Annotated in this window: 25 protein-coding genes; 13 read left to right on the forward strand and 12 right to left on the reverse strand. The window is 66.4% G+C overall.

All coding sequences use genetic code 11. The features are described from left to right. Positions 1 to 260 precede the first annotated feature (260 nt). The gene (locus ACTIL2_RS11555) at positions 261 to 1,667 is read right to left on the reverse strand and encodes a GntR family transcriptional regulator (protein ID WP_442337609.1); all 1,407 of its coding nucleotides are present in this window, start codon (positions 1,665 to 1,667) and stop codon (positions 261 to 263) included. A 62-nt stretch (positions 1,668 to 1,729) separates the two neighbouring features. Between ACTIL2_RS11555 and ACTIL2_RS11560 the strand changes: the two genes are divergently transcribed. Then, positions 1,730 to 3,157 carry a gamma-aminobutyraldehyde dehydrogenase gene (locus ACTIL2_RS11560; protein WP_442337610.1) on the forward strand — a complete coding sequence of 476 codons (1,428 nt, stop codon included), beginning with the start codon at positions 1,730 to 1,732 and terminating at the stop codon, positions 3,155 to 3,157. Positions 3,158 to 3,182: 25 nt separating this feature from the next. After that, positions 3,183 to 3,953 (forward strand): nuclear transport factor 2 family protein, encoded by a 771-nt coding sequence (locus ACTIL2_RS11565; protein ID WP_442337611.1) that lies wholly within the window; start codon positions 3,183 to 3,185, stop codon positions 3,951 to 3,953. Positions 3,954 to 4,270: 317 nt separating this feature from the next. On the opposite strand, the gene ACTIL2_RS11570 is transcribed toward ACTIL2_RS11565, so the two are convergent. Then, positions 4,271 to 5,770, reverse strand: a complete 1,500-nt coding sequence (locus tag ACTIL2_RS11570) for a PucR family transcriptional regulator (protein WP_442337612.1) — start codon at positions 5,768 to 5,770, stop codon at positions 4,271 to 4,273. Between the two features lie 82 nt (positions 5,771 to 5,852). On the opposite strand from ACTIL2_RS11570, the gene gabT reads away from it, so the two are divergent. Beyond that, a complete protein-coding gene (gabT, locus tag ACTIL2_RS11575; protein WP_442337613.1) occupies positions 5,853 to 7,196 on the forward strand; it encodes a 4-aminobutyrate--2-oxoglutarate transaminase in 1,344 nt (447 codons plus the stop codon). Between the two features lie 10 nt (positions 7,197 to 7,206). Further along, positions 7,207 to 8,619: an NAD-dependent succinate-semialdehyde dehydrogenase gene (locus tag ACTIL2_RS11580; RefSeq protein ID WP_442337614.1), complete on the forward strand. Its 1,413-nt coding sequence runs from the start codon at positions 7,207 to 7,209 to the stop codon at positions 8,617 to 8,619. 40 nt (positions 8,620 to 8,659) lie between these two features. On the opposite strand, the gene ACTIL2_RS11585 is transcribed toward ACTIL2_RS11580, so the two are convergent. The 3 genes from ACTIL2_RS11585 to ACTIL2_RS11595 are packed head-to-tail and all read right to left on the reverse strand — an operon-like array spanning position 8,660 to position 11,877. After that, a complete protein-coding gene (locus ACTIL2_RS11585; RefSeq protein ID WP_442337615.1) occupies positions 8,660 to 10,297 on the reverse strand; it encodes a thiamine pyrophosphate-binding protein in 1,638 nt (545 codons plus the stop codon). Then, entirely contained in the window at positions 10,290 to 11,288 is a 999-nt protein-coding gene (gene speB, locus ACTIL2_RS11590) for an agmatinase (RefSeq protein WP_442337616.1), read from the reverse strand. Before speB ends, ACTIL2_RS11585 begins: the two co-directional genes overlap by 8 nt. A 22-nt stretch (positions 11,289 to 11,310) precedes the next feature. Further along, entirely contained in the window at positions 11,311 to 11,877 is a 567-nt protein-coding gene (locus tag ACTIL2_RS11595) for a helix-turn-helix domain-containing protein (RefSeq protein ID WP_442337617.1), read from the reverse strand. 230 nt (positions 11,878 to 12,107) lie between these two features. On the opposite strand from ACTIL2_RS11595, the gene ACTIL2_RS11600 reads away from it, so the two are divergent. Continuing rightward, a complete protein-coding gene (locus ACTIL2_RS11600) occupies positions 12,108 to 13,649 on the forward strand; it encodes a sodium:solute symporter (RefSeq protein ID WP_442337618.1) in 1,542 nt (513 codons plus the stop codon). Positions 13,650 to 13,804: 155 nt separating this feature from the next. Here ACTIL2_RS11600 and ACTIL2_RS11605 read toward each other — a convergent pair whose 3' ends face one another. Beyond that, positions 13,805 to 14,491, reverse strand: coding sequence for a TetR/AcrR family transcriptional regulator (locus ACTIL2_RS11605; protein WP_442337619.1), 687 nt, complete (start codon positions 14,489 to 14,491; stop codon positions 13,805 to 13,807). 87 nt (positions 14,492 to 14,578) lie between these two features. Here ACTIL2_RS11605 and ACTIL2_RS11610 point away from each other — a divergent pair, with 87 nt between their 5' ends. Both ACTIL2_RS11610 and ACTIL2_RS11615 read left to right on the forward strand, forming a co-directional pair. Beyond that, complete coding sequence (locus tag ACTIL2_RS11610; RefSeq protein WP_442337620.1) at positions 14,579 to 15,334, forward strand: SDR family oxidoreductase; 756 nt, start codon at positions 14,579 to 14,581, stop codon at positions 15,332 to 15,334. 30 nt (positions 15,335 to 15,364) lie between these two features. Next, positions 15,365 to 15,694, forward strand: coding sequence for a nuclear transport factor 2 family protein (locus ACTIL2_RS11615; RefSeq protein WP_442337621.1), 330 nt, complete (start codon positions 15,365 to 15,367; stop codon positions 15,692 to 15,694). Positions 15,695 to 15,780: 86 nt separating this feature from the next. Here the strand turns inward: ACTIL2_RS11615 and ACTIL2_RS11620 are convergent, their stop codons facing one another. Further along, entirely contained in the window at positions 15,781 to 16,848 is a 1,068-nt protein-coding gene (locus ACTIL2_RS11620) for an isopenicillin N synthase family dioxygenase (protein WP_442337622.1), read from the reverse strand. A gap of 399 nt (positions 16,849 to 17,247) precedes the next feature. On the opposite strand from ACTIL2_RS11620, the gene aqpZ reads away from it, so the two are divergent. Then, positions 17,248 to 17,997 (forward strand): aquaporin Z, encoded by a 750-nt coding sequence (gene aqpZ / locus ACTIL2_RS11625; RefSeq protein WP_442337623.1) that lies wholly within the window; start codon positions 17,248 to 17,250, stop codon positions 17,995 to 17,997. A gap of 3 nt (positions 17,998 to 18,000) precedes the next feature. Here aqpZ and ACTIL2_RS11630 read toward each other — a convergent pair whose 3' ends face one another. Continuing rightward, positions 18,001 to 18,954 carry a TauD/TfdA dioxygenase family protein gene (locus ACTIL2_RS11630; protein WP_442337624.1) on the reverse strand — a complete coding sequence of 318 codons (954 nt, stop codon included), beginning with the start codon at positions 18,952 to 18,954 and terminating at the stop codon, positions 18,001 to 18,003. A gap of 587 nt (positions 18,955 to 19,541) precedes the next feature. Next, complete coding sequence (locus ACTIL2_RS11635; RefSeq protein WP_442337625.1) at positions 19,542 to 20,873, reverse strand: purine-cytosine permease family protein; 1,332 nt, start codon at positions 20,871 to 20,873, stop codon at positions 19,542 to 19,544. Between ACTIL2_RS11635 and ACTIL2_RS11640 the strand changes: the two genes are divergently transcribed. Next, positions 20,872 to 21,282: a type II toxin-antitoxin system VapB family antitoxin gene (locus ACTIL2_RS11640; protein WP_442337626.1), complete on the forward strand. Its 411-nt coding sequence runs from the start codon at positions 20,872 to 20,874 to the stop codon at positions 21,280 to 21,282. The two genes, ACTIL2_RS11635 and ACTIL2_RS11640, sit on opposite strands and share 2 nt — an antisense overlap. Beyond that, a complete protein-coding gene (locus ACTIL2_RS11645; protein ID WP_442337627.1) occupies positions 21,231 to 21,398 on the forward strand; it encodes a hypothetical protein in 168 nt (55 codons plus the stop codon). Before ACTIL2_RS11640 ends, ACTIL2_RS11645 begins: the two co-directional genes overlap by 52 nt. Positions 21,399 to 21,408: 10 nt before the next feature. On the opposite strand, the gene ACTIL2_RS11650 is transcribed toward ACTIL2_RS11645, so the two are convergent. Further along, positions 21,409 to 22,017, reverse strand: coding sequence for a TetR family transcriptional regulator (locus ACTIL2_RS11650; RefSeq protein WP_442337628.1), 609 nt, complete (start codon positions 22,015 to 22,017; stop codon positions 21,409 to 21,411). Positions 22,018 to 22,138: 121 nt separating this feature from the next. On the opposite strand from ACTIL2_RS11650, the gene ACTIL2_RS11655 reads away from it, so the two are divergent. After that, positions 22,139 to 23,080 carry an aldo/keto reductase gene (locus ACTIL2_RS11655; protein WP_442337629.1) on the forward strand — a complete coding sequence of 314 codons (942 nt, stop codon included), beginning with the start codon at positions 22,139 to 22,141 and terminating at the stop codon, positions 23,078 to 23,080. Positions 23,081 to 23,099: 19 nt separating this feature from the next. Here ACTIL2_RS11655 and ACTIL2_RS11660 read toward each other — a convergent pair whose 3' ends face one another. After that, positions 23,100 to 23,507 (reverse strand): winged helix-turn-helix transcriptional regulator, encoded by a 408-nt coding sequence (locus ACTIL2_RS11660; protein ID WP_442337630.1) that lies wholly within the window; start codon positions 23,505 to 23,507, stop codon positions 23,100 to 23,102. Positions 23,508 to 23,683: 176 nt separating this feature from the next. On the opposite strand from ACTIL2_RS11660, the gene ACTIL2_RS11665 reads away from it, so the two are divergent. Then, positions 23,684 to 24,586 (forward strand): NADP-dependent oxidoreductase, encoded by a 903-nt coding sequence (locus tag ACTIL2_RS11665; protein WP_442337631.1) that lies wholly within the window; start codon positions 23,684 to 23,686, stop codon positions 24,584 to 24,586. A 4-nt stretch (positions 24,587 to 24,590) separates the two neighbouring features. Here the strand turns inward: ACTIL2_RS11665 and ACTIL2_RS11670 are convergent, their stop codons facing one another. Beyond that, on the reverse strand, positions 24,591 to 25,418 hold the full coding sequence (locus ACTIL2_RS11670) for an NAD(P)H-dependent oxidoreductase (RefSeq protein WP_442337632.1): 828 nt from the start codon (positions 25,416 to 25,418) through the stop codon (positions 24,591 to 24,593). Between the two features lie 81 nt (positions 25,419 to 25,499). Between ACTIL2_RS11670 and ACTIL2_RS11675 the strand changes: the two genes are divergently transcribed. Then, a complete protein-coding gene (locus tag ACTIL2_RS11675; protein ID WP_442337633.1) occupies positions 25,500 to 26,438 on the forward strand; it encodes an AraC family transcriptional regulator in 939 nt (312 codons plus the stop codon). Positions 26,439 to 26,757: the final 319 nt, after the last annotated feature.

Raw genomic sequence — 26,757 nt, forward strand, 5'->3', positions numbered from 1 at the left:
GCTCGGCGACGGTCTTGGCGCCCCAGGACTTCGCGGCGTCCTGCGAGGCGTCGAGAGCCTTGTTGACCTCGGCGTCGGTGGCGAAATCGTACTCCTTCAGGACCTCTCCGGTGGTCACGTTGATGCTCCGGTAGGCGGGGGTACTCATGATGGTTCTCCTGTCGTGGGGGCGGGATTGTCCGGGGTGGGCCAGTCTAGGTGCGGAGCCTGTTCTTCTGCCGTGCGGGGATGGCTTTCGCGGCCATGTGGGGTTGCTTTGGTCAGCTCGCCCGAGGGGGCGTAGTGATCACGTGGAACGGGAACTGCGCGCAGGATGCCCGCACGTCGGTAGTGTCCGGCGGCAGCAGATCACCTGAGGCCACCCGGGGGTCACTCGATACCGTGACGCGCCCGTGACGGTTGACCAGGGCCAGTGGTTCATCGGCCCGGGAGAGGTCGGGGAGGAGTGCCTGGACCACCGTGCTCACGGCGACGTCGGCCGCGAACACACCGGTGAAGACAGAGTCCCGGTACTCCGGTACCGCGATGGTGAACGTGTAACTGTCGCCACAGAGGACATCCACGTAGGGGCCGACGACAGTGATCGACGAGGTGCGCCGGGGTTCGGCGAACCAGGCGAAATCCTCGTAACCCGGGGCGCCGAAGGAGTCGGATGCCACATCGATGGCACGACGGACTGTCCCTGCATCAGGCTTTTCGCTGCGGGCGAACCACTCGACGGTCCCGTGGTCGAGTTCCGGGGCGTGTGCGAACCCTATCCCGGCCAGGGACGGGTGTTGCCGGAGGCAGCTCCCGCACAGGTCAGCGAGATCAGCCGATTCCCGGTCAGCTTCCGACACCCGCCGGAGGGCGAGGACCGCGTCCGCCAGCATTTCGTCCATCGCGTCAGCGGCGCGCGCCGCAGCGGAGGACGATGTCTCCGACTCAGCGTCGACGTCGCGCAGCAGCCCGGACTGGAGGGCCCGGAACAGTGATGCGGTGTAGGTTTCGACGGCCAGGCGGGCCCCGTGCGGTTCCCCTGCGGTGACGGCGGCAACGATGTCCCCGAGAAGCCCGGGGATAAGTTGTCCGCCCTCGCTGGTGAGAGCCATTGCTGCGAAAGGGACCCATTCGATTCCGGCATTGATCACGTCCCGGGTCAGACGGGGTGACTGGGATGCTCGCGCCAGCTGGACCACGACCCGCGCGGACGCCTGTGCGGTTTCCAGCGGGGTGCCGAGACGGCCGGCGTCCGCAACTTCCCCGACCATGGCCTTGAGCGTGGCGTTCTCCGCGGTCGAGGACCTGGTGGCGGACAGGTACGCCGCGTGGCCGACCAGGGCGGTGAGGTGCTGGGCTGATTCCTGGGCGTCCCTCAACTCCGCGCCCACGGTTTCGGACAGCAGTCTCCTCGCGGCCAGCTCCGCGACGAAACTTCCCCCGCCCCGTCCTCGCCGGGTGGTGATCAGTCCTTGTTCGCGCAGGGACGTCAGTGCGTCACGCACCGTCATCTGGGCGACACCGAACATTCCCGCCAGCTCCGCCTCACTGGGGATCTGCTGCCCGCTACCGAAAACCCCGAGGACGATGGCGTCCGATACGCGGGTCGCTATGGTGTCGCTGCGTGTTTCGCCACGGACGGGGCGGAGTACCGCGTGGGAGAGCGGGGCGAGCGTACGGGTCGACATATCCCTGAATGGTAGTACAGTGAAAGAAACCCTGAACCCTAGACGTTAGAGGTTTAAACACCATGACCGCACTCAAGAACTTCATCAACGGCGAGTACGTGGCCGCCGAAGGAGCCGACACCTTCGATCTCGTCAGCCCTGTGACCGGCGAGGTCAACGACATCTCACCGTCATCGTCCGCGGCGGATGTCGATAAGGCCTACGCTGCAGCGAAGGCTGCGACCGCCACGTGGGGCCGGACCACGCCGTCCCAGCGTCAGGAGGCGATCCTCAAGTTCGCGGACGCCTTGGCCGCCAACAAGGACCGCATCGTCGAGGCCCAGTCGCATAACACCGGCCAGCCCAAGTACCTCATCGCCGCCGAGGAAGTCGATGTCTCCGTCGACCAGCTCCGGTTCTTCGCCGGAGCCGCCCGCGTCCTGGAGGGCCGCGCCTCCGCCGAGTACATGGAAGGACTGAATTCTCAGATCCGCCGTGAGCCCGTCGGTGTGGTCGGTCAGGTGACCCCGTGGAACTACCCGCTGATGATGGCGGTGTGGAAGATTGGTCCGGCCCTGGCCGGCGGCAACACCATCGTCCTGAAGCCCAGCGACACCACCCCGGCATCCACCCTGGTCCTCGCCGAGCTCGCCAGTGAGTTCCTTCCCGCCGGCACCTTCAACGTGGTCCTCGGCAACGCGGAGACCGGCAATCTTGTGGTCAGCCACAAGACCCCGGCGCTGGTCTCGATCACCGGTTCGGTACGTGCCGGCATCGAGGTCGCCACCGCCGCAGCGGCGAACCTCACCCAGTCCCACCTGGAGCTCGGTGGCAAGGCCCCCGTCGTCGTCTTCGAGGACGCCGACATCGCCAATGCCGCCGCCACCGCCGCGGAGGCAGGCCTGTTCAACGCCGGCCAGGACTGCACTGCCGCGACCCGCGTGATCGTTCAGGAATCCGTCCACGATGAATTCCTCGCCGCCCTGGTCAAGGAAGCGGAAGCGGTGAAGGTCGGGGAGCCCGACGAGGAGGACATCCTCTACGGGCCGCTGAACAACGCCACCCAGCTGGAGCGCGTCTCCGGCGTCATCGACCGGTTGCCGTCCCGCGCCACCATCGCCACCGGAGGAAAGCAGCTCAACCGCCCGGGCTTCTTCTTCGCCCCGACCGTCGTCGACGGCCTGGAGCAGGACGACGAGGCGATCCAGAACGAGATCTTCGGCCCGGTCATCACCGTCCAGACCTTCAGCGACGAGGAGGACGCGGTCGCCAAGGCCAACGGAGTGGAGTACGGTCTGGCGTCCAGTGTGTGGACGAAGGACCATGGCCGCACGCTGCGGCTGTCCCGTGACCTGGAGTTTGGCACGGTATGGATCAACACCCACATCCCGCTGACCGGGGAGATGCCGCACGGTGGTTTCAAGTCCTCCGGTTACGGCAAGGACCTCTCGATGTACGCCGTGGAGGAGTACACCAGGGTCAAGCACGTCATGAGTTCGATCGACGCCTAGCAGCAGGCAGGACAAGGAGAGAATCATGTCAGGATCACATGGACAGTTCGTCCTGGACGCACACACCGCCCTGTTCGACCGTGGCGACGTGGGTGTACTGGAGACAGCCTTCGCCGAGGACTTCATCGAGCATTCGCCCCTGGTCGCCGATGACCGTGCCGGTCTGAGGAAGATGGTGGAGGAAGCGGGCGACGCCATCGGCTACACCAACGCCCGCGTCCTCGCGGACGGGGACTTCGTTGCCCTCCACGGCCGGTTCACCGGCCTGGATGAGACGGACCTCATCGGCTTCGACATCTACCGCGTGGCCGACGGCAAGCTGACCGAGCACTGGGACTCCCTGGTGCCCGTCTCCGAGCCGAATGCCAGCGGACGCACACAACTGGACGGGCCGACGGAGGTCGATTCCTTTGCCGACTCCGAGACGAGCCGGGACTTCATCACGAGGTACTTCACCGAGACCCTGATCGGCGAGGACTACGACGGTTTCCGCCGCTACACCCGCGACGGGGTCTTCCTGCAGCACAGTCCGGATATTGCGGACGGTGTGGACGCGGTGATCGGCTTCCTCTCCGACCTCAAGGCCAAGGGGGAGGGATTGGTCTACGACAAGCTGCACCGCTCCGTCGCGGACGGCCAGTTCGTGCTGACCCATTCGGAGGGCTCCATCGCGGGCCAGCGGCATTCCTACATGGAGCTGTGGCACCTGAAGGATGGCGTGCTCAGCGAGATGTGGGACGCCATTTCGGAAGTGCCCGCTGACGGGGAGGCCCTCCATACCCACGGGATCTTCTGAGAAACGGCCTTGGGGAATGGCTTGTGCTCACGCAGTCACTCCCCGGGACGCGGAACCACCACAACCCTGATCAGATCGGAGGGGGCGTCCTCAGAGGTTTACAGCCCCCTGTGCCCGCACTGAGCTGTAACCATGTAGTTCAACGTTTTCGGGGATGCCAGGGTGCTGTCGTCGCGCCTTGTCGACCACCCCAGCTTCTCTTCGACAACTGGTACCAACTCTGGAGGGGCCACGAGTGCAAGCACCGAATGCTCGTGATTCGCGCGATATGTCTCGTCAAGGTAGGCCAGGTGCATAAGGCAGTTCATACTTTTGCCTCACCGCCGGGTCACCGACACCAGCAGCAGCTCCGCCCGCACCACAGGATCGTTGAGATCCACCTCCAACAGCCCGGCGATCCGGTCGAGCCGGGTGCGCACCGTGTGCCGGTGCACTCCGAGCGCGTCGGCGGTGGACGCGACCTTGCCTCCACTGCGCAGCCAGGTGAGCAGGGTCGCGGGCAGTGCCGGGTCCTCGCCTGACAGCCGGTCCACCGTCTCCGATGCACGCACATCCAGCGCCGACTTCACCGCGTCCTGCTCCAGCCAGTCCGTCCCGGCCTCATAGGGTCCCACGTACGTCCCCGCACTCAGTGTCCTGGCGGCGGTCCCCAGCCTCTGGACCCGCTCCATCGACAGGTCCGACCATGCCACCGGCTCGCCGACGGCGATGCGGACCCGGCTGCCGGACGCCCCGAACGCCCCCGCGATGCTGTCCACCGACCGGGATCCCCGGAACAGGAACAACCGGGTTCCCGGATCCAGTTCCGTGGTGAAGAGACTGCGTCCGGACGCGTCCAGTGCCTGGTCGAGCTCTGTCACGGCACGCGACAGATCGGTGGCCCTGTCTGCGGCAACCACCACCGCGCGCACCAGTCCGTCACCGTCCGTGGCCTGGTCGAGGACGGTGTCCAGTGCGTCCGTACTGTCGCTGTCCAGTCCCAGCAGCACCCTCAGGGCCAGCGCGTTCACCCGCGTACGCTCGCTGCGCAGCGACGCGGGACGCTGCAGCAGGATGTCCGCCAGGCCGGCGGCGTGCTTGACCACCGCGCGGTCCTGGGGGCTGAGCGGGTGGGTGGCGAGCACCGTGAACAGGTGGTGCCGTTCGCCCTGTGGGGTCATGCGCTGGGTGATCCGCCACCTCCCGTCCCGTTCCTCGGCGCTGCTGCCGGACGTGTCGAATGATCCAACGGCCTCCGCCGCGGACAAGCCGCCGTGGTCGTGGTGCCCGTGCAGTCTGCCGTCATTGTCACTGACCGCCACGGCCGCCTCCAGGGAGGACGCGGCGCTGGACAGCAGCTCGTCCAGGCCTCCCCGCACGGCGGAGGCGCTGAGCTCTTCCTGGACCAGCAGGAGATGGTCCTGGTCGCGACGGCTGCGCCGGGTCCGTTCCTCATGGACGGTGTTGAGGATCGAGATGAACGCCGTGTGGCGCGGCACCTCGAACACGGCGATGCCGTGATCCCGGGCGGCATCGACGAGGGAGGACGGGACCTCGGTGAAGAAGAGACCGGTACCGAACCCGATGGCGGTGACGCCGGCGTCGGCGAGCCGGCCGACATAGGAGGGGAACGGGTCCTCCTCCTCCGCAAGTGCGACGCCGACGGTGAGCACCACCGCACCCGGCAACAGGAATTCCCGCGGGTCCGGCAGTTCGGTCGGCTGGATCACCGAGAAAGGTGTGTTCTCCTGCGCAGTGTCCACGATCGGCCGCAGGTCCAGGCGGCGCTGCGCGCGCAGCCAGGACAGGGGGAGCCAGTCGCGGGTGTCGGGGTCCATGGCCAGAGTGTACAAAATGCACACTCCATTTGGACAGGGAGGCCACTGTGCGGGACACGGTCGGACGAGAATAATCAGGGTCATGAACGCACTCACCGACCTCACCCACCGTCTCCCCCAGCAACGCAGCCTGGCCACGGAACTTCCCGGGCCGAAGAGCGCCGCACTGGCCGCGCGCCGCGATGCCGTCGTCCCGGGCGCCGTCACCCCGTCCCTGCCCGGCTACGTGGTCGACGCCGATGGCGGCGTGCTGGTCGATGCCGACGGCAACTCCTTCATCGACCTGGCGGCCGGCATTGCCGTGACCACCGTCGGAGCGTCCAACCCGGCAGTGGTGGATGCGGTCAGCGAGGCTGCTTCCCACTTCACGCACACCTGCTTCATGATCTCCCCCTACGAGTCCTACATCGCCGTCGCCGAGAAGCTCGTGGAGCTGACCCCCGGTGACCACGACAAGCGCGCCGTCCTGTTCAACTCCGGGGCGGAGGCCGTGGAGAACGCGGTGAAGATCGCCCGCAGCCACACCGGACGTCCCGCCGTCGCCGTCATGGACCGCGCCTACCACGGGCGTACCAACCTGACCATGGCGATGACCGCGAAGAACGTGCCCTACAAGTCCGGGTTCGGCCCTTTCGCCTCCGACGTCTACCGCGCGCCGATGAGCTACCCACTCCGCGACGGGCTGGGTGGCCCGGAGGCCGCCGCGCTGACCATCAAGCAGCTGGAGCAGGAGGTCGGCACCGAGAACCTCGCCGCCGTGGTCATCGAGCCGATCCAGGGTGAGGGCGGTTTCGTGGTCCCCGCCGACGGCTACCTCCCGGCGATCGCCGAGTGGTGCCGCGCGAACGGCGTGGTGTTCATCGCCGACGAGATCCAGTCCGGACTGTGCCGTACCGGCGACTGGTTCGCCGTCGACCACGAAGGTGTGGTCCCCGACCTGGTCACCGTGGCCAAGGGTGTCGCCGGCGGTATGCCGTTGTCCGCTGTCGTGGGCGCGGCCCCGATCATGGACGCCCCCGGGCCCGGCTCGTTGGGCGGCACCTACGGCGGCAATCCGGTCGCCTGCGCCGCCGCGCTCGCATCACTCGAGCAGATGGAATCACTGGACCTGCAGGGACGTGCGAAGGCCATCGAAGGGGTTGTGCGGGAGGTCCTGGAGCCGCTGATCGCCGAGACCTCCGGGCGCATCGCCGAGGTCCGGGGGCGCGGCGGCATGGTCGCCCTGGAATTCCAGGATGCCGAAGGACGCCCCGACGGTGCGACGGTGAAGAAGATCACCGCTGCATGCCTGGCCGAGGGCGTACTGGTGCTGAACTGCGGGCTGGACGGCAACAACATCCGACTGCTCCCGCCACTGGTGATCAATGAGGACCTGCTCCGTGAGGGGCTGGGCGTGCTCGCCGAGGCAATCCGGAAAAACGTGTAGAGAGGGAGACATGAGCAATACATTCGAGGTCCACAACCCGGCCACCGACGAGGTCATCGCCACCGTCCCCGACACCAGCGCGTCCGACGCCCTGGACGCCCTCACCAGGGCGGACGAGGTGCAGAAGGCATGGGCATCCGTGCCGCCGCAGCGCCGTGCCGACCTGCTGACCCGCGTCTTCGAGCTGGTCAACGAGCGTTCGGAGGAGTTCGCAACGACCATGACCCGCGAGATGGGCAAGCCGTTGGCCGAGGCCTACGGCGAGGTCACCTACGGCAACAGCTACTTCCGCTGGTTCGCCGGGGAGGCTGTCCGCATCCCGGGGCGGTTCAGCACCGCGCCCGCAGGCGACGGGCACATCCTGGTCTCCCGCGTCCCGGCCGGCCCGGTGCTGGCGATCACCCCGTGGAACTTCCCGCTGGCGATGGCGACCCGCAAGATCGCCCCGGCGCTGGCTGCCGGCTGCCCGGTCATCGTCAAGCCGGCGAAGGAGACACCGCTGACGATGCTGCTGCTCGGGGAGGTTTTCGAGCAGGCCTTCGGTGAGGTCTTCCCGGATGTGGACGAGTTCGGCGACCTGGGTGCGGTGGTGCAGATCGTGACGTCCACCAGCTCGGCGCGGATCTCGGAGACGCTGATGGCCGACGACCGGCTGCGCAAGGTCACTTTCACCGGCTCCAGCCCGGTGGGGCGCACCCTGGTCCGGCAGTCCGCCGACCGGTTGCTGCGCACCTCGATGGAGCTCGGCGGCAACGCGCCGTTCGTCGTCGCCGCGGACGCTGACCTGGACCTGGTGCTGGGTGCCGCGATGTCGGCGAAGATGCGCAACGGGGGCGAGGCCTGCATCGCCGCCAACCGCTTCCTGGTGGACGAGGCCGTGGCCGAGGAGTTCACGGAGCGCCTGACGGCGTCCATGTCCAAGGTGGTCATGGGCAACGGCCTGGAGGACGGGGTGACGCTGGGGCCCATGATCACCGCCAAGCAGCGCGACGGTATCGCATCGTTGGTGGATGAGGCCGTGGATGCCGGTGCCGCCGTGACCACCGGCGGTTCCACGCCGGACGGCCCCGGGAACTTCTACCCGGCCACGGTGCTGACCGAGATCCCGGTGGATGCGCGGATCCTTCGTGAGGAGATCTTCGGCCCGGTCGCCACCGTGTCCACCTTCACGGGCCTCGAGGAGGGGGTCGCGCGGGCGAATGACACGGAGTTCGGGCTGGCCGCCTACGGTTTCTCGTCCTCGGTGGTCAATGCCCAGTACCTCGCGGAGAACCTGGACGCCGGCATGGTCGGCATCAACCGTGGCGCCATCTCGGACGCCGCTGCGCCCTTCGGGGGAGTCAAGCAGTCCGGCTTCGGACGCGAGGGCGGCGTCGAGGGCATCGAGGAGTACCTCGAGCCGAAGTACATCGCGCTGAACTAGCGTGCCGGGGCCTTGGGGCCCCGGCGCTACCGCCACGGCATCACCCCAGGTGCGTCGGCTCCCACATTGTCAGCACGGCGTCCACCACGACCACGTTCGGGCCGTCGGACGCCGGTGCGGTGAGCGCGCGGGACAGGGCCGGGCCGATGTCGCCCACTGCCACGCGCTCGGACGGCACACCGAAGGACTCAGCCAGCGCCACGAAATCGGGACGCGACAGCTCGGTCGCCGTCGGCTTCCCGAAAGTGTCGGTCATGTACTCGCGCAGGATGCCGTAGCCGCCGTCATCGACGATCAACCAGGTGACCGGCACGTCGTCCTGCCGCGCGGAGGCCAGCTCGGCGATGGAGTACATGGCCGATCCGTCCCCGGCGACAGCCAGGACCCGTTGTCCGGAACCCACCGCACCGCCGATCGCCCCCGGGAAACCGTAGCCCAGGCCGCCGGCTCCCTGGGCGGAGTGGAAGTGGGGGCCCTCCCACACGTTCCACGCCCAGTACGCGGCGATGGTCATGTCCCAGAATGTCGGCATGTCAGTGGGGACGGCCGCGCGGATGTCGTCCATGAAGCGGCGCTCCACCGTCAGGTCCTGCGCGTCCAGACCAGCGGTGACCTTGGCGTTGACCGCGGCGACAGTCTCTGCGGAGCCGGATTCCGGTGACGGGCGTTCCTCCAACTCGTTCAGTACAGCACTCAGGAATGCTTGGGCGTCCGCACGGATCCCCGTCCACTCCTCCTCGGCTTCGCAATTCGACTCCAGCACCCGCGCCTCCGCGTCCACCTGCACCACATGCCCGCGCGGCGCGAGCGTGAAGTAGTTGGACGTCACCTCGCCCAGCGACGAGCCGAGCACGAGCAGCACCGCGGCATCCTCCAGAACCTCGGAGACGGCGCGGTCCTCGATGAACCCCAGCGCCAGCGGATGGTCCGACGGGAACGCGCCGACCCCTCCAGGAGAGCAGACCACCGGAGCGTCCAGCCGCTCGGCCAACGCCAGCAGTTCGGCCTCCGCACCTGCCCGGCGAACTCCGCCGCCGGCCACGATCGCGGTCCTCGACGATCCCGACAGGACTGATGCAGCATGTGTCACCAACCCCGGCAGCGGCTCGGGGACCGTCGGTGACGGACGAACCTCCCCGACCGGCGGAAGAGAGGTCGGTGCGAGCAGGACGTCCTGCGGGACCTCGACCCACACCGGACCCTGCGGCGCGGACAACGCCAGCGACCAGGCGTCCTGCAGCGCAGGGGCGATCCCGGAATGCTTCAGGACGCTGACCTGTGACTTCGTGACATTCCGGACGGACTCCTTCTGGTCGTCCAGCTGGTGCAGCAGTCCCTTGCGGCGCCCGCCCAGACCGTCCGACGGGATCTGCGAGGACACGACCACCATCGGCACACCGGTCGCGTAGGCCTCCTGCAGCCCGGCCAGCGAGGTCAACGCCCCGGGACCGGTCGACAGGAACAGGACGCCGGGAGTGCCCGTCGCCCGGGCGTACCCGTCGGCGGCGAAGGCGGCGTTGTTCTCCACCCGGGAGGAAATGAAGCGGATATCCGAGCGTGACAGGGCGTCAAACAGGCCCAGGGCGTGCTGGCCGGGGATGCCGAAGGCGGTGGTCGTTCCCAGGGCTGACAGTGTCTCGACGACCAGGTCGCCGCCGTTGCGGGTGAACTCAGGCATCGGTGGATCCTCCGGCTCTCAGATCGGCCATCAGCGTGATCAGATCATAGGCAACATGCGCCGCGGAGATTCCGGTGATCTCCGCGTGGTCGTAGGCGGGGGCGACCTCCACGACGTCTGCGCCGACGATGTTCAGCCCGCGCAGACCCCGCAGGATCTCCAGCAGCTCGCGGCTGGTCATGCCACCGGCCTCCGGGGTGCCCGTGCCGGGGGCGTGGGCGGGGTCGAGCACGTCGATGTCCACCGAGATGTACAGCGGGCGGTTGCCCACCCGGTCGCGCAACCGGGCCACGATCTCGTCGACCCCCTGGCGGAACACGTCCGAACTGGTCAGGATGCCGAAGCCGAACCGACGGTCGTCCTCCAGGTCCTTGCGCCCGTACAGCGGGCCGCGGGTGCCGACGTGGCTGATCGCCTCGGTGTCGATGATGCCCTCCTCGACCGCGCGGCGGAACGGCGTGCCGTGGGTGTAGTCCGCACCGAAGTAGGTGTCCCAGGTGTCCAGGTGTGCGTCGAAGTGCAGGAAGGCCACTGGCTGACCGGCGCGTTCCGTCGCTGCGCGCAGCAGCGGCAGGGCGATGGTGTGGTCGCCGCCGATGGTCATCAGGGAGCTGCCGTCGGTCGTGAGGTCCAGCGCGTCCTGCTGGATCGCCTCGATGGCCTCGTTGATGTTGAACGGGTTGACGGCCATGTCCCCGGCATCCGCGACCTGGACCTGGGCGAAGGGGGAGGTGTCCGTGGCCGGGTTGTAGGGACGCAGCAGGCGCGAGGACTGCCGGACGTGGCCCGAGCCGAACCGGGCACCGGAGCGGTAGGAGACCCCGGTGTCGAAGGGGACGCCGACGACCTTGATGCCTGTCTCCCGGTCCGCATCCAGGTCCCGCAACCGGGGGAGCAGGGCGAAGGTGGATTCGCCGGAGTAGCGGGGGACCAGGGCGGAGTTGACCGGGCCGATGTTGCCGTTGTCGATCACGCGCGGGGTGTTGAGCATGGATGTGCCTTTCAGTGGCTGGTCAGTTGCTGGCGAGGATCCAGAGGACGGTCGCCGGTTCATCGGTGGGGTTGTGCCAGGTGTGCGGCTCGGAACCGGGGAACGACACGGTGTCCCCGGCGTGGAGGTGCATCAGTTGGCCAGGGGTGGACAGGACGAACTCACCGTCGATCACGTGCAGCGATTCCACGTCGCAGTCCATGGTGTAGAGCTCGTCCTCGCCGCGTCCCCCGGGCTGGATCACGGCGTGCAGGATCTGCAGTTGCTGCTGGCCACGTGGGGTAAGCAGGCGTTCGGTGATGCCCTCGCCCCCGAGGTGGACCCGGGGTGCCTCCTCGAGCCGGACGAGATCGGTGTCCGGTGCCTCCAGGATGTCCCCGGGGGAGACGCTCAGGACCTCGCAGATGGTCACCAGTGTGGCGACGGAGGGGCTGGTCACGTCCCGTTCGACCCGGGAGAGGAAGCCCTTGGACAGGCCGGTGACCTCGGCGAGCTGCTGCAGGGTGATGCGGCGCTGCTGGCGCAGTGCGCGGATCCTGCGGCCCGGTTGGGTGCTGTAGCGGCCGGGATCGACGGGGAGTGACTTCACGGGAGGCCTCCTCGGGTGGGTGGTTCGCGCCCGCCGGAAAAGCTGGGCATCATCTGTTGCCTATTTGACAACATGGGTCTACTCTAGGCCCCCACACGACGGCGTGCAAGGACCTGAAAATAGATGAAAATAGCACGTCACAGGGATATTTCGTCCGTGTTTCCGAGGGTTCCCCACCGCCGTCGTCGTCCCGCGAACCGCACCGCAGATCCCTTCCCAGGAGCCCAACAATGGACTGGTTGAACGCAGCAGTAGTCGCCCTCTACCTCGCAGGAATGCTCCTGTTCGGGTGGTGGGGCAAGAACAGGGTGGCGAACCGGGAGGACTACCTGGTCGCCGGACGCCGCCTCGGACCCGTGATGTACTCCGGCACCATGGTCGCCGTGGTGCTCGGTGGTGCCGCAGCCGTGGGAGGTGTGGGACTGGGCTATGAATTCGGTATCTCCGGGTTCTGGTTGGTCACCGCCATCGGCGTCGGCGTGATCGTGTTGAGCATGTTCTTCGCGCCCGCGTTGCAGCGGCTGAAGATCTACACCGTCGCCCAGATGCTCACCCAGCGCTACGGCACCCGGTCCACCCGCGTCGCCTCCGTGGTGATGCTCGCATACGCCACGATGCTGACGGTGACCTCCACCAGCGCCTACGCCTCGATTTTCGTGGTGATGTTCGGCTGGGAGCGCTGGCTGGCGGTCTTCGTCGGCAGCGCGATCGTGCTCGCATACGCCGTCACCGGCGGCATGCTGTCGATCACCCTGGCGGACATGGCGCAGTTCATCGTGATGACCGTGGCGATCTTCTTCTTGATGATGCCCTTCTCCGTCGACCGGGCGGGCGGCTGGTCGGGCATGCAGGACCGGCTGGACACCGAGTTCTTCGACATCGGTGGCATGGGACTGCAGTCGATCATCACCTACTTCGTGATCTACACCCTCGGCCTGCTGATCGGCCAGGATATCTGGCAGCGCGTGTTCACCGCACGCTCCCCGGAGGTCGCCCGCTGGGGCGGGACCGCCGCCGGCGTGTACTGTATCCTCTTCGGTGTCGCCGGGGCCGTGATCGGAATGGGTGCCGCAGTGGCCCTGCCCGGCATCGAGGTGCGGGACGACGTCTTCGCCAACGTCGCCATCGAGATGCTGCCGGCGGGACTGGGTGGCCTGGCGCTGGCCGGTGGTCTGGCCGCGATGATGTCGACCGCGTCCGGCGGCCTGATCGCCGCGTCCACCGTTGCGAGGGAGGATGTGGTTCCGCTGGTCAAGGACATGTTCGGGGCGAAGGGCGCGGCGGAGGCCGCCGCAGTACCGGGCACCGGTGCGTCCGGCACCGACAAGGCCGAGCATGACGAGGTGGCCGGCAACCGCTGGTGGGTCCTGGGTATCGGGATCCTGGTGATGGCGATCGCGATGATCGTGCCGGACGTGGTCGCTGCGCTGACCATCGCCTACGACATCCTCGTCGGCGGGCTGCTGGTCGCGATCATCGGCGGTCTGGTGTGGAACCGCGGAACCGGTGCCGGTGCGATCTGCTCCATGGTCGCGGGCACCGTCGGCACCCTGGTGACCATGACCGTGCTGGAGCTCCGGGCGGACGAGAGTCTGAGCGGGATCCTGGCCAACGAGCCGATCTACGTGGGCCTCGGGGTGTCGCTGGTGGTGTACGTCGCTGTGTCGCTGGCGACCACACCGACCCATCCGTCGGTGCTGTCGGAGTGGAAGCGCAGGACGTCCCCGCGCTCGAAGTACCGGGACGTGCAGGACACTGTCCAGGCGGGGTAGGGGGAAAGCACATCTGAGTCCTCGTTCCGAACGATTCCCGGCCGGAAATCGTTCGGAGCGAGGACTCAGATTCACAGCCCGGCGCTGTGAATGTTGCCGCTTCGACCGTGGAATCGAGGCTGCACCACCCTCTGAGCCCTGCGGGCTGCGGGATGTCAGGGCTCCGCGGTCCTCAATTTCCTCAGCCACTCAAGAAACAGCCGCGTCTCCGCAGCTCCCAGCAACTCAGGATGTGCAGCCGCGTTCTCTGCGACCGTCGCCACAGCCTGATTCTCGCTTTGCCGTCCTACACCGGTGATCGCGCTGATCACCCCGTCGCGTACCGCCGCTGAGAGCCCGGGGTCGGAGGCTCCCTGGATGATCTGTCGCAGCGTGACCCCGATATTGGTCGCCATGATGTGCGCCGACGCCTGTTCAGGGGGGACGGTGAGTCGTCCCTGTTCGGCGGCCGTCGTGGTGAGTCCGAGCAGGATCTCGGCGGGGCGGGACTGGGCGGACGGTGCCTGGCCGGGCTGCACCGTGCCGTACATCAGGGCGTAGAAACCGGGGTTCGCCAGACCGAAGTCGACGTGGGCGTCCCAGCCGGTGCGGATGTCCTGGATCGGGTCGTCGGTCCACTCCATCGCCTGTTTCTCGGCGATGTACATGTCGAAACCGTGCTCCACCACGGCGTCGACGAGGCCCTGCTTCGACCCGAAGAAGTGGTAGGCGGTTGGCAGCTTGACCCCCACGGTCTCGCACACCGCCCGCAGAGAGAAGTCCTCGCCGGGAGAGCGGGCGATCATGTCCGCCGCAGCGGCGATCAACTTCTCTCTCGTACCCGTCGACACGTCCCTGCTCATTCTGCTAGCGTAGCGCACGTATCGGCGATATGTAGACATATAGCGGCGATACGCAGTTCCGTGAAGTGCGCGAGAAGGGAAGACAGCATGACTGAACACACACTCAAGGGAAAGAACGTCCTCATCGCCGGTGGAGGAAAGAACCTCGGTGGACTGGTGGCACGCCAGACCGCGGCCGTCGGTGCGAACGTGGCGATCCACTACAACTCCGACTCCAGCCGCGGCGATGCCGAGGAGACGTTGGCCGCCGTAGAGGCTGAAGGTGTCCGGGGCGTCCTGGTGCAGGGCGACCTGACCTCCGCCGCGAATGTCGCGACCCTGTTCGACGAGGCGGAGAAGGCTCTCGGGACGGTCGACGTGGCGGTCAACACCGCGGGTAAGGTCCTGCGCAAGCCGATCGTCGAGACCTCCGAGGACGAGTACGACTCGATGTTCGACATCAACGCCAAGGCCGCGTACTTCTTCATCAAGGAGGCAGGACGTCACATTGCCGACGACGGGAAGATCATCACCGTCGTCACGGCACTGCTGGCCGCCTACACCGACGGGTACTCAACGTACGCCGGCGGCAAGGCACCGGTGGAGCACTTCACCCGGGCCGCGTCCAAAGAGTTCGCCGACCGCGGGATATCGGTGAACGCGGTGGCCCCCGGGCCGATGGACACGCCCTTCTTCTACGGGCAGGAGACCCCGGAGCGCGTGGAGTTCCACAAGTCCCAGGCATTGGGAAACCAGCTCACGCAGATCGAGGACATCGCGCCGATCATCCGGTTCCTGGCCACCGATGGGTGGTGGATCACGGGGCAGACCATCTTCGCAAACGGTGGCTACACCACCCGCTAGATCCAGGCCGTCAGAACCGAAGGAGTCCACATGTCCACCCCTGAGATCCCCGAGCCAATCGCCTCATTCCTCGCGGCAGTCAACAACCACGACAACCAGGCGTTCCTGGACGCCTTCACCACCGACGGCGTCGTCGACGACTGGGGACGGATCATTACCGGCCGCGACAACATCGATCAGTGGAGCGACGAAGCGTTCATCGGATCCGGGCCGACGTTCACCGCCGAACAGGCCACGACGACCAATGGAACGGTCACCGTCACCGGTGACTGGCGGTCAACCCACGCCAACGGGCCGTCACGATTCGACTTCGATCTCGATGGCGACAAGATCGCGGGAATGACCATCAGCGAAGGCTGACGAATGCCGTCACCTCCGGGGTGCCATACCGGGCCCGACGGCACGCCACAGAGTGATCAAGGACTCACACCCCGGTGCTACGTCCCCTACATCTTCTTCGCGTCGGACTTGCCGAAGTTCGCCTGGATGCGCATGTCCAGGTACTCGCCGCCGGTCATCGGCTCGTACTTCCTGTCGGGGCCCTCGATGATGGCGTCCCGGTTGGCCTGGGCGAAGTAGGGCATGGAGTAGCGCTCGGGGATGTCCACGCCAACGTCGGCGGCCTTGACGCGGTGGAAGTTGGACTTCAACCGGTCATCGCTCCAGCGCATCAGCATATCGCCGATGTTGCAGGTCAGGACGTCGGTGAAGGCGGGGACCGGGGTCCATGCCTGGACGTCCTGCCCGGCGTCGGAACCCGGCATGACCTGCAGGCCGGACTGGCCGTCCTTCTGGAACAGCAGGGTCAGGCAGTTGAAGTCGGTGTGGGCACCGGCGCGCCAGATCGGGTTGCCGTTCTCGTCGGCGACATTGTCCCTGGCATCCATGGCCATGTAGTGGATCATGCGCAGCGTGGACTGGTGTTCCGGGGACTCCGGGTCGTGGGCCTTGGTGAAGTAGTCCCTCTCGAAGCCGAGTTTCACGGCGAAGAACTCCAGCACACCCATGGCGACCTTGTGGCACTTGGCCTCGAAGGTCAGCGCATTCTCCTTGAAGCCGGGGATCTCGGACTCGGCGGGCCACAGGGCGTCCATCAGCGGACGGGTGATCTGGTAGCTCTCCTTCTCGTCCGGGGTGCCGGTGGAGGGGCGGATCTGGGAGCGGGACTCCCAGCCGACGTTCTTGCCCTTCGGCTTCGGGATGGTCTCGAGGATGTCCTTCGGGAGCGCGAAGAAGCGCTCGGACTCGGCGAAGGCGGCCTCGATCTCCTCGCGGGAGATGCCGAAGTTCCTCAACTGGAAGAAGCCGATGGTGGTGGCGGCGTCCCAGAACTCCTCGGCCTTGGTGTCCCACTCCTCGTCGGTGAGTTCCCAGTTGTTCAGGTCAATGACCGGGACGGCCCGGTCGGTGGTTTCGGTGCCCACGCCGCCCATGCGGGCCTCGAGGTCGAGCTCGGCGTTGCTGTAGTTCTCGTCGGTGCTGGCGGTGGCGGGCGAGACAGTGTTCTGAACCATGGTGGTCCTTTCAAGTCGCGCGGTTTCCCCTTCGACCTGCCATGCGCTCCATCACGGGATGCCCTGCGCTCGAGGCCCGGCTGAGCCGCTGATAATCAGAGCGATTCTGATTTCGGTGCTGATGCCGGGATACTGCGGGGCCGCTCCATTCGCGGTCCCGAGGTGTGCAGGACGTTGTGTTGATCGCCGTCCTGCGTTCCCTTGCAAGCACCGAATCTAGGACGCCACGGTTGCGGTCGTGTTCCGGACGGGTGACATTCCGGTTACCTGGGTGGCTATTCGACCTGCACCGAAGAGGTTCCATTTTGACAACGAACGTGCTATCTATCAGTGTTACTGGTGGGGCTGATGTGGTCTCGCCCTGACTCTCCGAGGAGAATCGCCATGCAGAACCCTCCCATGACAAAGCGACTCTGGGCCGAGTTCCTCGGCACCTTCTGGCTCGTCTTCGGCGGCTGCGGCTCAGCCGTCCTCGCCGCGAGTGTGATCGCCGATGACACGATCAACATGGGCATCGGCTTCCTTGGTGTCGCCCTCGCCTTCGGCCTCACCGTGGTGACCGGCGCGTACGCCCTGGCCCATATCTCCAGCGCCCACTTCAACCCGGCCGTCACGCTGGGCTGCGCGGTGGCGAAGCGCATCGAGTGGTCGGCCGTTGTCCCGTACTGGATCACACAGATCATCGGCGCAACCGTCGCCGGTGGTGTCCTGTACCTCATCGCGGACGGCAAGGACGGGTTCAGCGCGTCCGAATCCGGGTTCGCGACCAACGGCTACGGCGAGTTTTCGCCGGACGGCTACTCCCTGGCCGCGGTCCTGATCGCGGAGATCGTGCTGACGGCCGTGTTCCTCTGGGTGATCCTCGGTGTGACCTCGAAGAAGGCTCCTGCCGGGTTCGCTCCGCTGGCCATCGGTCTCACGCTGACCCTGATCCACCTGATCTCGATCCCCGTGTCGAATACCTCGGTGAACCCGGCCCGCTCCCTCGGCGTGGCGTGGTTCGCGGGTGGGGACGCGCTCGGTCAGGTCTGGTTGTTCATCGTTGCCCCGCTGGTCGGTGCCGCGATCGCGGGCATCAGCTACGCAGCGCTGACCGGCGACGAGGAGGAGGACGTGCCGGAGGCTGTGCCTGCCGGAGCGACGGCGTAGACGCTACACCTCCGAGGCGTCCCCCTCGTAGCCCACCAGCGGACGCGGCTCGTCGACGACGGAGTATTCCGAGGCGTCACCGGTGATGATCCGGGACTTCTCGCCGTTCACGGAGGTCGGAACGGCGCCGGCCAGGGTGACACGACGGATCGTGCGGGGGTGGTCGCCGAAATCCTTCACGCCGTAGTGCTGGGTCGCGTGGTTGTCCCACAGCACCACGTCCCCCTCGTTCCAGTTCCACCGGAAGGTGTTGTCCTCCTTGGTGATGCGGTCCTGGTAGGCGGAGAACAGGTCCTGGAACTCGCGGGGCTTCAGGCCCTTGAATCCCTTCACGAAGTGGCCGAGCAGCAGGGAGGGCTCACCGGTTTCCGGGTGGACGTGCACCACCGGATGCTCGGTCTCGAAGACGTTGCGGGTGAACTCCCTGCGGTGCTCGGTGTTGTCCTCCTCCTGGTGGGTGGATGCGTAGTCGTACTCGTTGGTGTGGGTGGCCCACAGGTTGTCGGCGAGGATGCGCAGCGGTTCCGGAAGGGACTTGTAGGCGGCAGTGGTGTTCGCCCAGATCGTGGCTCCGCCGAACGGGGGAAGGTCGATGGCGCGCAGGATGGAGATCTTCGGGATGCGGTCCACGAAGGTCACGTCGGTGTGCCAGGAGTTGGCCGCGCCCTCGATGGTCAGGCGCTCCAGTCCCGTGGAGTGCACCGTGGGGTGGGACTGGGTCGGGGTGCCGATGCGCTGGGCGAAGGCGTACTGGCCCTCGTCATCGAGCCCCTGGTTGCGGAAGACGATGGCCTTGTGGGTGGCCAGTGCGGTGCGGATGAACTCGACCTCGTCGTCGGTGATGTCGCCGCCGAGGGTGATCCCGTCGACCTGTGCGCCGATGTTCTGGCCGAGGCGCGTGATCGACGGTGCGGGTGCTTCGGCCTTCTCGGCGGGCGTGGCGAGGGTGCTGGTCATGGTGGTTCCTTCCGGTGGTTCAGCTCGGTGTGGGGCGTGAATAAAAATAGACTGCGCTGTCTACTTGTGCACGGTACGGACCTGGAGCGGACTCCGGCCAGACTTCGCGTCATCATGAAAGGAACGCCTGGCCAGGCGGTGCGCGCGTAGGGTCGTGGTATGAGTACGTTGAGCGTCCTGAGAACCGGGGCGGGTGCTGTCCTCCTGGTCAACGCCCTCCCTCATGGAGTGAGTGCCGTCCAAGGCAAGCCGTTCCCCTCGCCCTTCGCTGATCCGCCCGGGGTAGGGCTCTCCACGCCGAGGGAGAACGCGATCTGGAGTGGGTTGAATCTGCTTGCCGGGGGTCTGCTCGTGCGCAAGGGCAAGAAAAGCGGTGGTGATGGGGAAGGGCCACGCGCCCGTGTCCGCACCCGGTCCGAAAAAGCCGCGGGCCTCCTTGGGGCAGTGGGAATGGTGCTCGGCCTCACCTGGTATTTCGGGACGTACGTGCCGTCGGTGCGGAAGTAGCAGCATCCCAACCCGCCGCTCGATCTGCTGACGCCGGAATTGTGAGGGGGACGTGCACTGTACGGCCCGAGTGGGCGTGATCAGCGGGGTCGTGCTGTAACCATCAGTCCGAGATAGAGGAGGAAGCTCACCGCGAATGCCGGGATGTTGGCACCGACCGGACTGGGAATGACATAGGACAGGAGGAAGGACAGGGCAGCACCCACGACCCAGACGACGATCGCGATCCAGTTGACCCCGCTACGGGGTGCCCCGCCCGTGTCCGGGGCAGTCCCACGGATGCCCGCGGGGTACGAGCGTCGCTTCAGCAGGTAGTAGTCGGCGATCATGATCGCGAACACAGGGACGAAGAATGCGCTGATCATGAACAGGAAGTCAGTGAACTGGTTCAGGAGTCCCAGGAATGTGGAGCCGATGATCGAGACCACGCCGAGGAACAGTGCCGTCGGAACGAACCGAAGCGTCCTGCCCGGTCGGGCATTCACCACCGACGTCGTCATGCCGAAGACAACCATGGTGTTCGTGGCCATGACCGACAGGAAAATGGCGATGCCGAGAGGCCAGCCGAACTCCGCGACAATCACCGTCGGGTCGAAAGCCTCGGGGTCGTCACCGCGCAGGAGAACGGTGCTGAAGGCAACCAGGCCGAGGAACATGGCGATGGACGTGGACAGGGTGTAGCCCACCCCGGAGCCGACGATGCCGGCCGCGCTACTTCTGGCGTGTCGGTTCATGTCAGCGGAGAGCACCGTCCAGGAAATGGCGGTCGCGATGACCATGTCCAGGGTGATCAGGGGTGAGCCGTCGAGGTCAGGGTCAACCGGAATCGACGTGAAGTCGGACAGTGGGAATGTGGTGAAGGCCGCGACGAACACGGAGCCCATGACGACCAGGATCACCAGCGCGAACCATGGCTCGACGCGTGAAACCCCGGTGTGCCCGAAGATGGCAAGGATCACGACGACGGTCTGGCAGAGGACGGAGAACAGCACCGGATTGCTGAATCCGGTCGCCTCCTGCACCAGATGGTTGATGGTCACCCCGGCGAGCATGGCCTGGACCCAGCTCCACCCCATCAGGACGACGAGGTTGGCGGCTGCCGGAAGCAGGCTTCCGCCCATTCCGAAGGAGCCCCGGGTCAGGGCCATAGTCGGCAGGTTCTCCCTGGTGCCCATGTTCCCGATCAGTACGAGGACGACAACCCCGATCAGCGTTCCGGTCACGATCATTGAGGTCGCCGTGGCGAAGGAGACACCTGGCGTGAACATCGTGCCAGTGAGCAGGGTCGTGACGACCAGGTTCGCGGCCAGCCAGATCGCGCCGATATGCAGGACGGACTGGGTTCCGCGTGGCTCTCCGAGCGCGTCTCCGGCGCCCGGGCTTGTCTTGTCTGAAGTCACCTTGGTTCCCATGCCAGGAACCATATCCACCGGAGATGTCGTCGAGGTGTTTCAGGTGTCTCCGTCGCATTTCGCTGGTGAAACGGTTACCGGATGGACCGGGCTGTTGACTCTCGGACACGGGCCAGGCCAGGTGTACATGATGTGTATGAGACGCAGAAACATCGATACTGACGATGCCCTCGTTATGGAGGTTATGCGGCGCTACGACGTCTCCACCAAGAAGGACGCCGTTGACCTGGCTCTCCGTCGGCTCGCCGGTGTGCCGCTCAGTAAGGAGTTTGTGCAGGGATTGCGCGGGATTGGGTGGAGCGGGGACCTTGACGAGATGCGGTCGTCCGAGAGCCCGTGGGGTGAACAGTGGTCCTCGTGGACCCCGTCGTTGCCGCCAGGAAGATCGGCCGTCCTGTCCGAAGTCTGAATGACTGCCTGGCCGCTGCCATCGCGAGCCGTTCGGGTGCCTCCTTGTTCCAGCGCGACCGCGACTTCGCATCCATCGCGCAGGCAACGACGTTGGTGTTGCATACCCGCCGGTGACTGTTTTCGGTCACATCTGCGACGCCAAGGCGTCGAATGACTGCCGCAGCAGGGCCGGAGCATCCTCGTCGCTGGCGGCCCAGCGCTCGATCGCCACCTCGAAGCAACCCAGGGCAGCCTTCAGAAGGACTGCGGCACGGAGCTCGGCATCGCCGGCATCTGTGCAGTGCAACCGCTCAATAACCCGCGGGGTGAGCGCATCCGCCATGGACAGGTGCTTCTCGAGGTTGCGTGCGCGTAGTGAGGGGGTGGACATCATCACGCGGACGGAACGTCGACCGCGATCGGGATCCTCGTCGGCGCGGACCACCATGCCAGTGAAGCCTTCGCGCAGGGATTCCCACACGGGCTCGTCGTCCGGGCGTTCACTGAACGCCTCGGTCAGGTCATTCCTGTAGCGCTCGGGATTGCCGATGACGGCGTCCTCCTTGGCGGGGAAGTACCGGTGAAAGCTTCGCGCTGACATGCCCACCTCGGCCGCGATCTGCTCAACGGTGACGGCGTCGAACCCGTCGCGTTCGAAGAGAACGAGCGCGACACCGGCGATGCGCGACCGGACGGCATCCCGCGTCACGTCCCGCAGGCCGACGCGCGCACTCGTATCCTCCGCATTCTTCACAGTTGAAGTCTAACGGATGCGTCCGTGATTGCCGAAGGTGTCAGTGTCTGACACATGAGGCGTACACTGACAAACGAACACCGCAAGGTAGCACGAGCAAGGCACCGTGAAAGGACAACCCATGCAGAAACGAACCCTCGGAACACAGGGATTGACCGTTGGAGCGGTCGGCTACGGCGCAATGGGGACGGTGGCCGCCTACGGACCGTCGGACGATACCCAGTCCATCGCCGCCATCCGTCGTGCCCACGAGCTCGGAGTCACCCACTTCGACACGGCAGAGATGTACGGGTGGGGAACCGGCGAGCAACTTCTCGGCGCAGCCCTCGCGCCGATCCGGGACGAGGTGACCATCGCCACGAAGTTCGGCTTCACCGAGGATTTCGCACCCGATTCCCGACCCGAACACATCCGTGCGGTGGTGGACCAGAGCCTGAAGAACCTCGGCACCGACTCCGTCGACCTGCTCTACCAGCACGTCGATGACCCGGCTGTGCCGGTCGAGGACGTCGTTGGGGTGATGTCGGAATACGTCCGGGCTGGCAAGGTCAAGTACCTCGGGCTCTCGAACACCGATGGCGAGCAACTCCGCCGTGCGAACGCCGTCCATCCGATCTCCGCGTTCCAGACCGAGTACTCCGTGTTCTCCCGCGAGTCGGAGGACCTCTTCCCGCTGGTCGAAGAACTCGGTATCGGTCTTGTGGCGTACTCCCCGCTCGCGCGTGGCTTCCTCAGCGGGGCAGTCCAGCCGCGGTCGTCCTACCCCGGGGACGACATGCGTCACGGGCTCGAATGGTGGGCGCAGGAGAACTACGACCGGAACGTGGACGTGGTCAAGGCGCTGACCGCCATCGCGGACGAGCATGACATATCCCTCTCGCAGCTGTCGCTCGCGTGGATCCTCGCACAGCGTGACGACATCATCCCGATCCCGGGATCACGGAACCCTGCCCGGGTCGCGGAGAACATCGCCGCCGCCGACGTCGTCCTCACGGGTGATGACCTGGCGCGCATCGACGCCCTGTCCCGCGATGTGCAGGGTAAGCGCATCAACTTCCGGTAGGGGAGAATGGACGAGGGTGTCAGCTCCTCCGGGCGTCGAAGTCGTTGCGGGCCCCGGCGATGTCGTCCTGATGCTCGACCGTCCACGAAACCAGCACGCCGACAGTGTGGTGGAGTGACCGGCCCAAATCTGTCAGCGCGTACTCGACCTGTGGCGGGACGGTGGGGTACACGGTCCGGGACACCAGACCATCGCGCTCGAGGTGGCGCAGCGTGAGCGTCAACATGCGCTGACTGACACCGTCGATCTCCCGCCTGAGTTCGTTGAATCGCCGGGGGCCGCTGACGAGGATCGAGATAGCCAGCAGGGACCACTTGTCGGCGATGCGTTCCAGGACATGCCGGACCTCGCAGTCCTCACGCGAATCCCACTGCCGGACCGCGACGTAGGACGGGTCGCAGTCGTCAGGTGTCAGGGTCTGTTCCATGTTTCTACCGTCCTCGCAGTGTGGGTTACGGGAGGTAACCGGACCGCGGCCACAACTATTCCGGGCTGAGCTGGACGGTTCCCCCGATGTGACCAGGTGACCTCAAAGTGCCGTCTTCCCAGGTGATCGTGGGTGGTGAACACTTGGGGGTTCATCGATCCCACGAAGGAGACCACATGAAAGCCGCCCAATTCCACCACTTCGGCGACCCGGGCGTCCTGCAGATGGAGGACATCCCCGAACCCCACGCCGGGCCAGGCGCAGTCCGGGTGAAGGTCCTGGCGGTGAGTGTGAACCCGATCGACTATCTTCTGCGGTCCGGCCAGTTGTCCGACGCGCTTCCCCTCGACCTGCCCGCCGTGCCGGGACGGGACGCGGTGGGCGTTGTCGACGAGGTGGGACCCGGTGTGACCGGTGCCGGCATCGGCGACGTCGTCTTCGGACTCGGTGGACTCAGCGATACCACCGCTGAGTACGCCGTCCTGACCGCCTGGGCTACCGTCCCGGAAGCCTGGTCGGTTCAGCAGGCGGCCGCCGCCGGGCTCGCATCGGCGACAGCGGCCAATGTGATCGCCAGCATCGGCGACGTGGACGGACGGACCGTCCTGATCGAGGGAGCGTCCGGCGCGGTCGGTTACGCGACTGCGGCGGTCGCCCTCGCGTCCGGCGCGACGGTGATCGGCACGGGACGGCAGGAGAATCACGGCTACCTCGCCGACCTCGGCGTGATCCCCACGACCTACGGTCCCGGGCTGGAGGAGCGGGTCGCGGACCTGGCGCCGGGTGGCATCGGTGCTGCGGTGCATGCCGCGCCGTCACCGTCGCTGCCGGACCTTCTCGGGATCGTCGGCGATACGGACCGTGTCGTGACCGTCATCGACGCGGAGGGTGCCGAGCGGCTCGGGGTCAGGAAGATCGATGCCGAGAACAACTCTGCGCTGCTGGAACACGCGGCCGAGTTGGGTCGGCGGGGTCTCTACATTCCGCGGGCGGACCACGGGTTCCCCCTCGCGGAGATTGCCCGGGCCCATGAGGTTGCCGAGTCCAGCAGCGGCAAGGTTGTCGTCACCGTCGGCTGAGCGGTCACTCCCGCCGGTGGATCCCCAGGTCAGTCCTGCCCGGCAGGATGGAACCGTCCAGGGCGCGCGTCCCGGCGTAGTCGCCGTCGCGCAGCCGTCGGTAGGGGACAGGACGCTCCGGTTCCCCACCGCCGTTGCCGTCGAGACCGTCGATCCGTTCGACCAGCCGCGAGACCTCGTGCTCGACCCCCTCGGCATCCAATCCGTCTGCGTCGTAGACCACGTGCAGTTCCAGGACGTCGATGCCGACGTACCAGAGCGCACCATGGGTGAGCGGGAACAGGATGGACTCGATGTCGCCGCTGATGCCACGCGACCCCATCGACCGGTCGTCCTCGCCGACGGTGACGATCACCAGCGCGCGGCGTCCTGTCAGACCACCGTCGCCGTAACGCAGTGGCACACCCGTGTCGGGGTCGAGGTCACCGTAGGCGAAGCTGTCGGTGAGCGTCCGGTCCAGCCATCCCTTGAGGATCGCCGGCGTGCCGTACCACCACAGCGGGAACTGCAGGACGAGGAGCTCGGCGTCCGCGAGCTTCTCATGTTCGGCGCGCACGTCCACGAGGGTTTGCCCCTGGGTGTAGGCCTCGCCCGCCTGGACGGCGATGTTGCCGGGGTTGCCGGCCTGCGATCCCAGGTCGCGCTCGCCGAGGACCGGGTCGAAGCCCCGCGCGTACAGGTCGGACGTGGTGACGTTGTAGCGTGCCGACAGAGCATCGCGTCCTACACGGAGTAGTTCGCCGTTGAAGGACTCGTGCCGCGGATGGGCGTAGACCCACAGTGCGGAGCCGGGCGTCGGTGGATGTGAGATCGAATGCTGGTTGGAAGTCATGGTCCCCACTCAACATGACGGTGCGAGACGTTCACATAGCTGATTCTCGCAGAAAGATATTCCATCGTCTACGGTGGTGTGATGGACATGATGACCGAGGTGCTCGACGGCGTCCGGTCCGCAGGTGCCCTCGTGGGACGCAGCCTGCTGTCGCCGCCGTGGTCGCTGCGCTTCGAGGAGTCGGCGTCACTGACGCTGGTGACCATGCTGCGCGGGGATGCCTGGGTTGATCCCGGTGACGGTGAAACGGTCCATCTCGGTACTGGCGACATCGGCATCGTGACAGGTCCGGCACCGTTTACGGTCACCAGCGAGGAACACTGCACCTGCCCTCCGGTCTGGATCCAGACCATGGAGGGGACCTGCACGGACGAGGCCGGGAACGTGCTGGGGGACGAACAGATCGGGTTGGGTACCCGGACGTGGGGTACGTCGCCCGAGGGTGAACACACACTGCTCTCCGGCACGTACGCGACCGGAAGCCGGGTGGCGGACCGGCTGCTTGCCGCGCTACCCCGCGTCCTGGTTGTCCCGGCGGAATCGGTGCATACAGCGGCGCTGACGATGCTCGAGGCCGAGATCTCGGTGGAGGAGCCAGGACAGGAGGCGGTCATCGACCGGCTGCTGGACCTGGTGCTGGTGGGAGCATTGCGGGACTGGTTCGCAGGACGCAGGGACGAGGCGCCCGGGTGGTACCGCGCCACGTCCGACCCAGTCGTCGGCCCAGCGCTCAAGGCGATCCACGATGCCCCGGCGGATCCCTGGACAGTGGAGTCTCTGGCTGCCTTGGCCCTGGTGTCCCGCGCCGCTTTCGCGCGCAGGTTCGCAGAGATGATGGGGGAGCCACCGATCAGCTACCTGACCTCGTGGCGCTTGTGCATGGCCGCGGACCTGCTCAATGACACGTCCGACACGGTGGATACCGTGGCCAGGAAGGTGGGCTACTCCGGTGCCTTCGCCTTCAGCCAGGCGTTCACCCGGGAGTACGGGCAGCGTCCGGGGAGGTTCCGGCGAGCTTGATGGTCGACCTTTCCCCGTGAGCAGGTAGGGAAGCATCACATTGTGAAGAGATGTTTGGCAGTGCCCAGGGGATTCTGTGATGCTAACCGACCGCACAGTTCCTCAGTCGAAGGCTTCGGCGGCGTCGCGTCGTTCGCTGTGGATGCGTCATGGTCCAGAAGTAGACTATGCTGTCTAGTTGTGACGGCAGTGATCCATCCAGGGTGAAACGATGGGGTCGGCCCGGGGTGAGGACGGGGGTACCCGCCCGCTATGTTTCGTGGCCGGGAAATCCTGGAGTTACTCGCCCGAAACACCGATACGCGACACTGTTACCCAT

Source organism: Corynebacterium sp. (assembly GCF_052107835.1).
Lineage (GTDB): Bacteria > Actinomycetota > Actinomycetes > Mycobacteriales > Mycobacteriaceae > Corynebacterium.

What these genes read in the sequence shown, in the direction of transcription:
- ACTIL2_RS11585 (WP_442337615.1), bottom strand. Translation starts at nt 10,297, where the DNA reads ATGCCTGAGTTCACCCGCAACGGCGGCGACCTGGTCGTCGAGACACTG.
- ACTIL2_RS11655 (WP_442337629.1), top strand. Translation starts at nt 22,139, where the DNA reads ATGCAGAAACGAACCCTCGGAACACAGGGATTGACCGTTGGAGCGGTC.
- ACTIL2_RS11560 (WP_442337610.1), top strand. Translation starts at nt 1,730, where the DNA reads ATGACCGCACTCAAGAACTTCATCAACGGCGAGTACGTGGCCGCCGAA.
- ACTIL2_RS11570 (WP_442337612.1), bottom strand. Translation starts at nt 5,770, where the DNA reads ATGGACCCCGACACCCGCGACTGGCTCCCCCTGTCCTGGCTGCGCGCG.
- ACTIL2_RS11600 (WP_442337618.1), top strand. Translation starts at nt 12,108, where the DNA reads ATGGACTGGTTGAACGCAGCAGTAGTCGCCCTCTACCTCGCAGGAATG.
- ACTIL2_RS11610 (WP_442337620.1), top strand. Translation starts at nt 14,579, where the DNA reads ATGACTGAACACACACTCAAGGGAAAGAACGTCCTCATCGCCGGTGGA.
- aqpZ (WP_442337623.1), top strand. Translation starts at nt 17,248, where the DNA reads ATGACAAAGCGACTCTGGGCCGAGTTCCTCGGCACCTTCTGGCTCGTC.
- ACTIL2_RS11665 (WP_442337631.1), top strand. Translation starts at nt 23,684, where the DNA reads ATGAAAGCCGCCCAATTCCACCACTTCGGCGACCCGGGCGTCCTGCAG.
- ACTIL2_RS11555 (WP_442337609.1), bottom strand. Translation starts at nt 1,667, where the DNA reads ATGTCGACCCGTACGCTCGCCCCGCTCTCCCACGCGGTACTCCGCCCC.
- ACTIL2_RS11605 (WP_442337619.1), bottom strand. Translation starts at nt 14,491, where the DNA reads ATGAGCAGGGACGTGTCGACGGGTACGAGAGAGAAGTTGATCGCCGCT.
- ACTIL2_RS11615 (WP_442337621.1), top strand. Translation starts at nt 15,365, where the DNA reads ATGTCCACCCCTGAGATCCCCGAGCCAATCGCCTCATTCCTCGCGGCA.
- ACTIL2_RS11565 (WP_442337611.1), top strand. Translation starts at nt 3,183, where the DNA reads ATGTCAGGATCACATGGACAGTTCGTCCTGGACGCACACACCGCCCTG.
- ACTIL2_RS11640 (WP_442337626.1), top strand. Translation starts at nt 20,872, where the DNA reads ATGCCAGGAACCATATCCACCGGAGATGTCGTCGAGGTGTTTCAGGTG.
- ACTIL2_RS11670 (WP_442337632.1), bottom strand. Translation starts at nt 25,418, where the DNA reads ATGACTTCCAACCAGCATTCGATCTCACATCCACCGACGCCCGGCTCC.
- gabT (WP_442337613.1), top strand. Translation starts at nt 5,853, where the DNA reads ATGAACGCACTCACCGACCTCACCCACCGTCTCCCCCAGCAACGCAGC.
- ACTIL2_RS11620 (WP_442337622.1), bottom strand. Translation starts at nt 16,848, where the DNA reads ATGGTTCAGAACACTGTCTCGCCCGCCACCGCCAGCACCGACGAGAAC.
- ACTIL2_RS11675 (WP_442337633.1), top strand. Translation starts at nt 25,500, where the DNA reads ATGGACATGATGACCGAGGTGCTCGACGGCGTCCGGTCCGCAGGTGCC.
- speB (WP_442337616.1), bottom strand. Translation starts at nt 11,288, where the DNA reads ATGCTCAACACCCCGCGCGTGATCGACAACGGCAACATCGGCCCGGTC.
- ACTIL2_RS11580 (WP_442337614.1), top strand. Translation starts at nt 7,207, where the DNA reads ATGAGCAATACATTCGAGGTCCACAACCCGGCCACCGACGAGGTCATC.
- ACTIL2_RS11660 (WP_442337630.1), bottom strand. Translation starts at nt 23,507, where the DNA reads ATGGAACAGACCCTGACACCTGACGACTGCGACCCGTCCTACGTCGCG.
- ACTIL2_RS11635 (WP_442337625.1), bottom strand. Translation starts at nt 20,873, where the DNA reads ATGGGAACCAAGGTGACTTCAGACAAGACAAGCCCGGGCGCCGGAGAC.
- ACTIL2_RS11630 (WP_442337624.1), bottom strand. Translation starts at nt 18,954, where the DNA reads ATGACCAGCACCCTCGCCACGCCCGCCGAGAAGGCCGAAGCACCCGCA.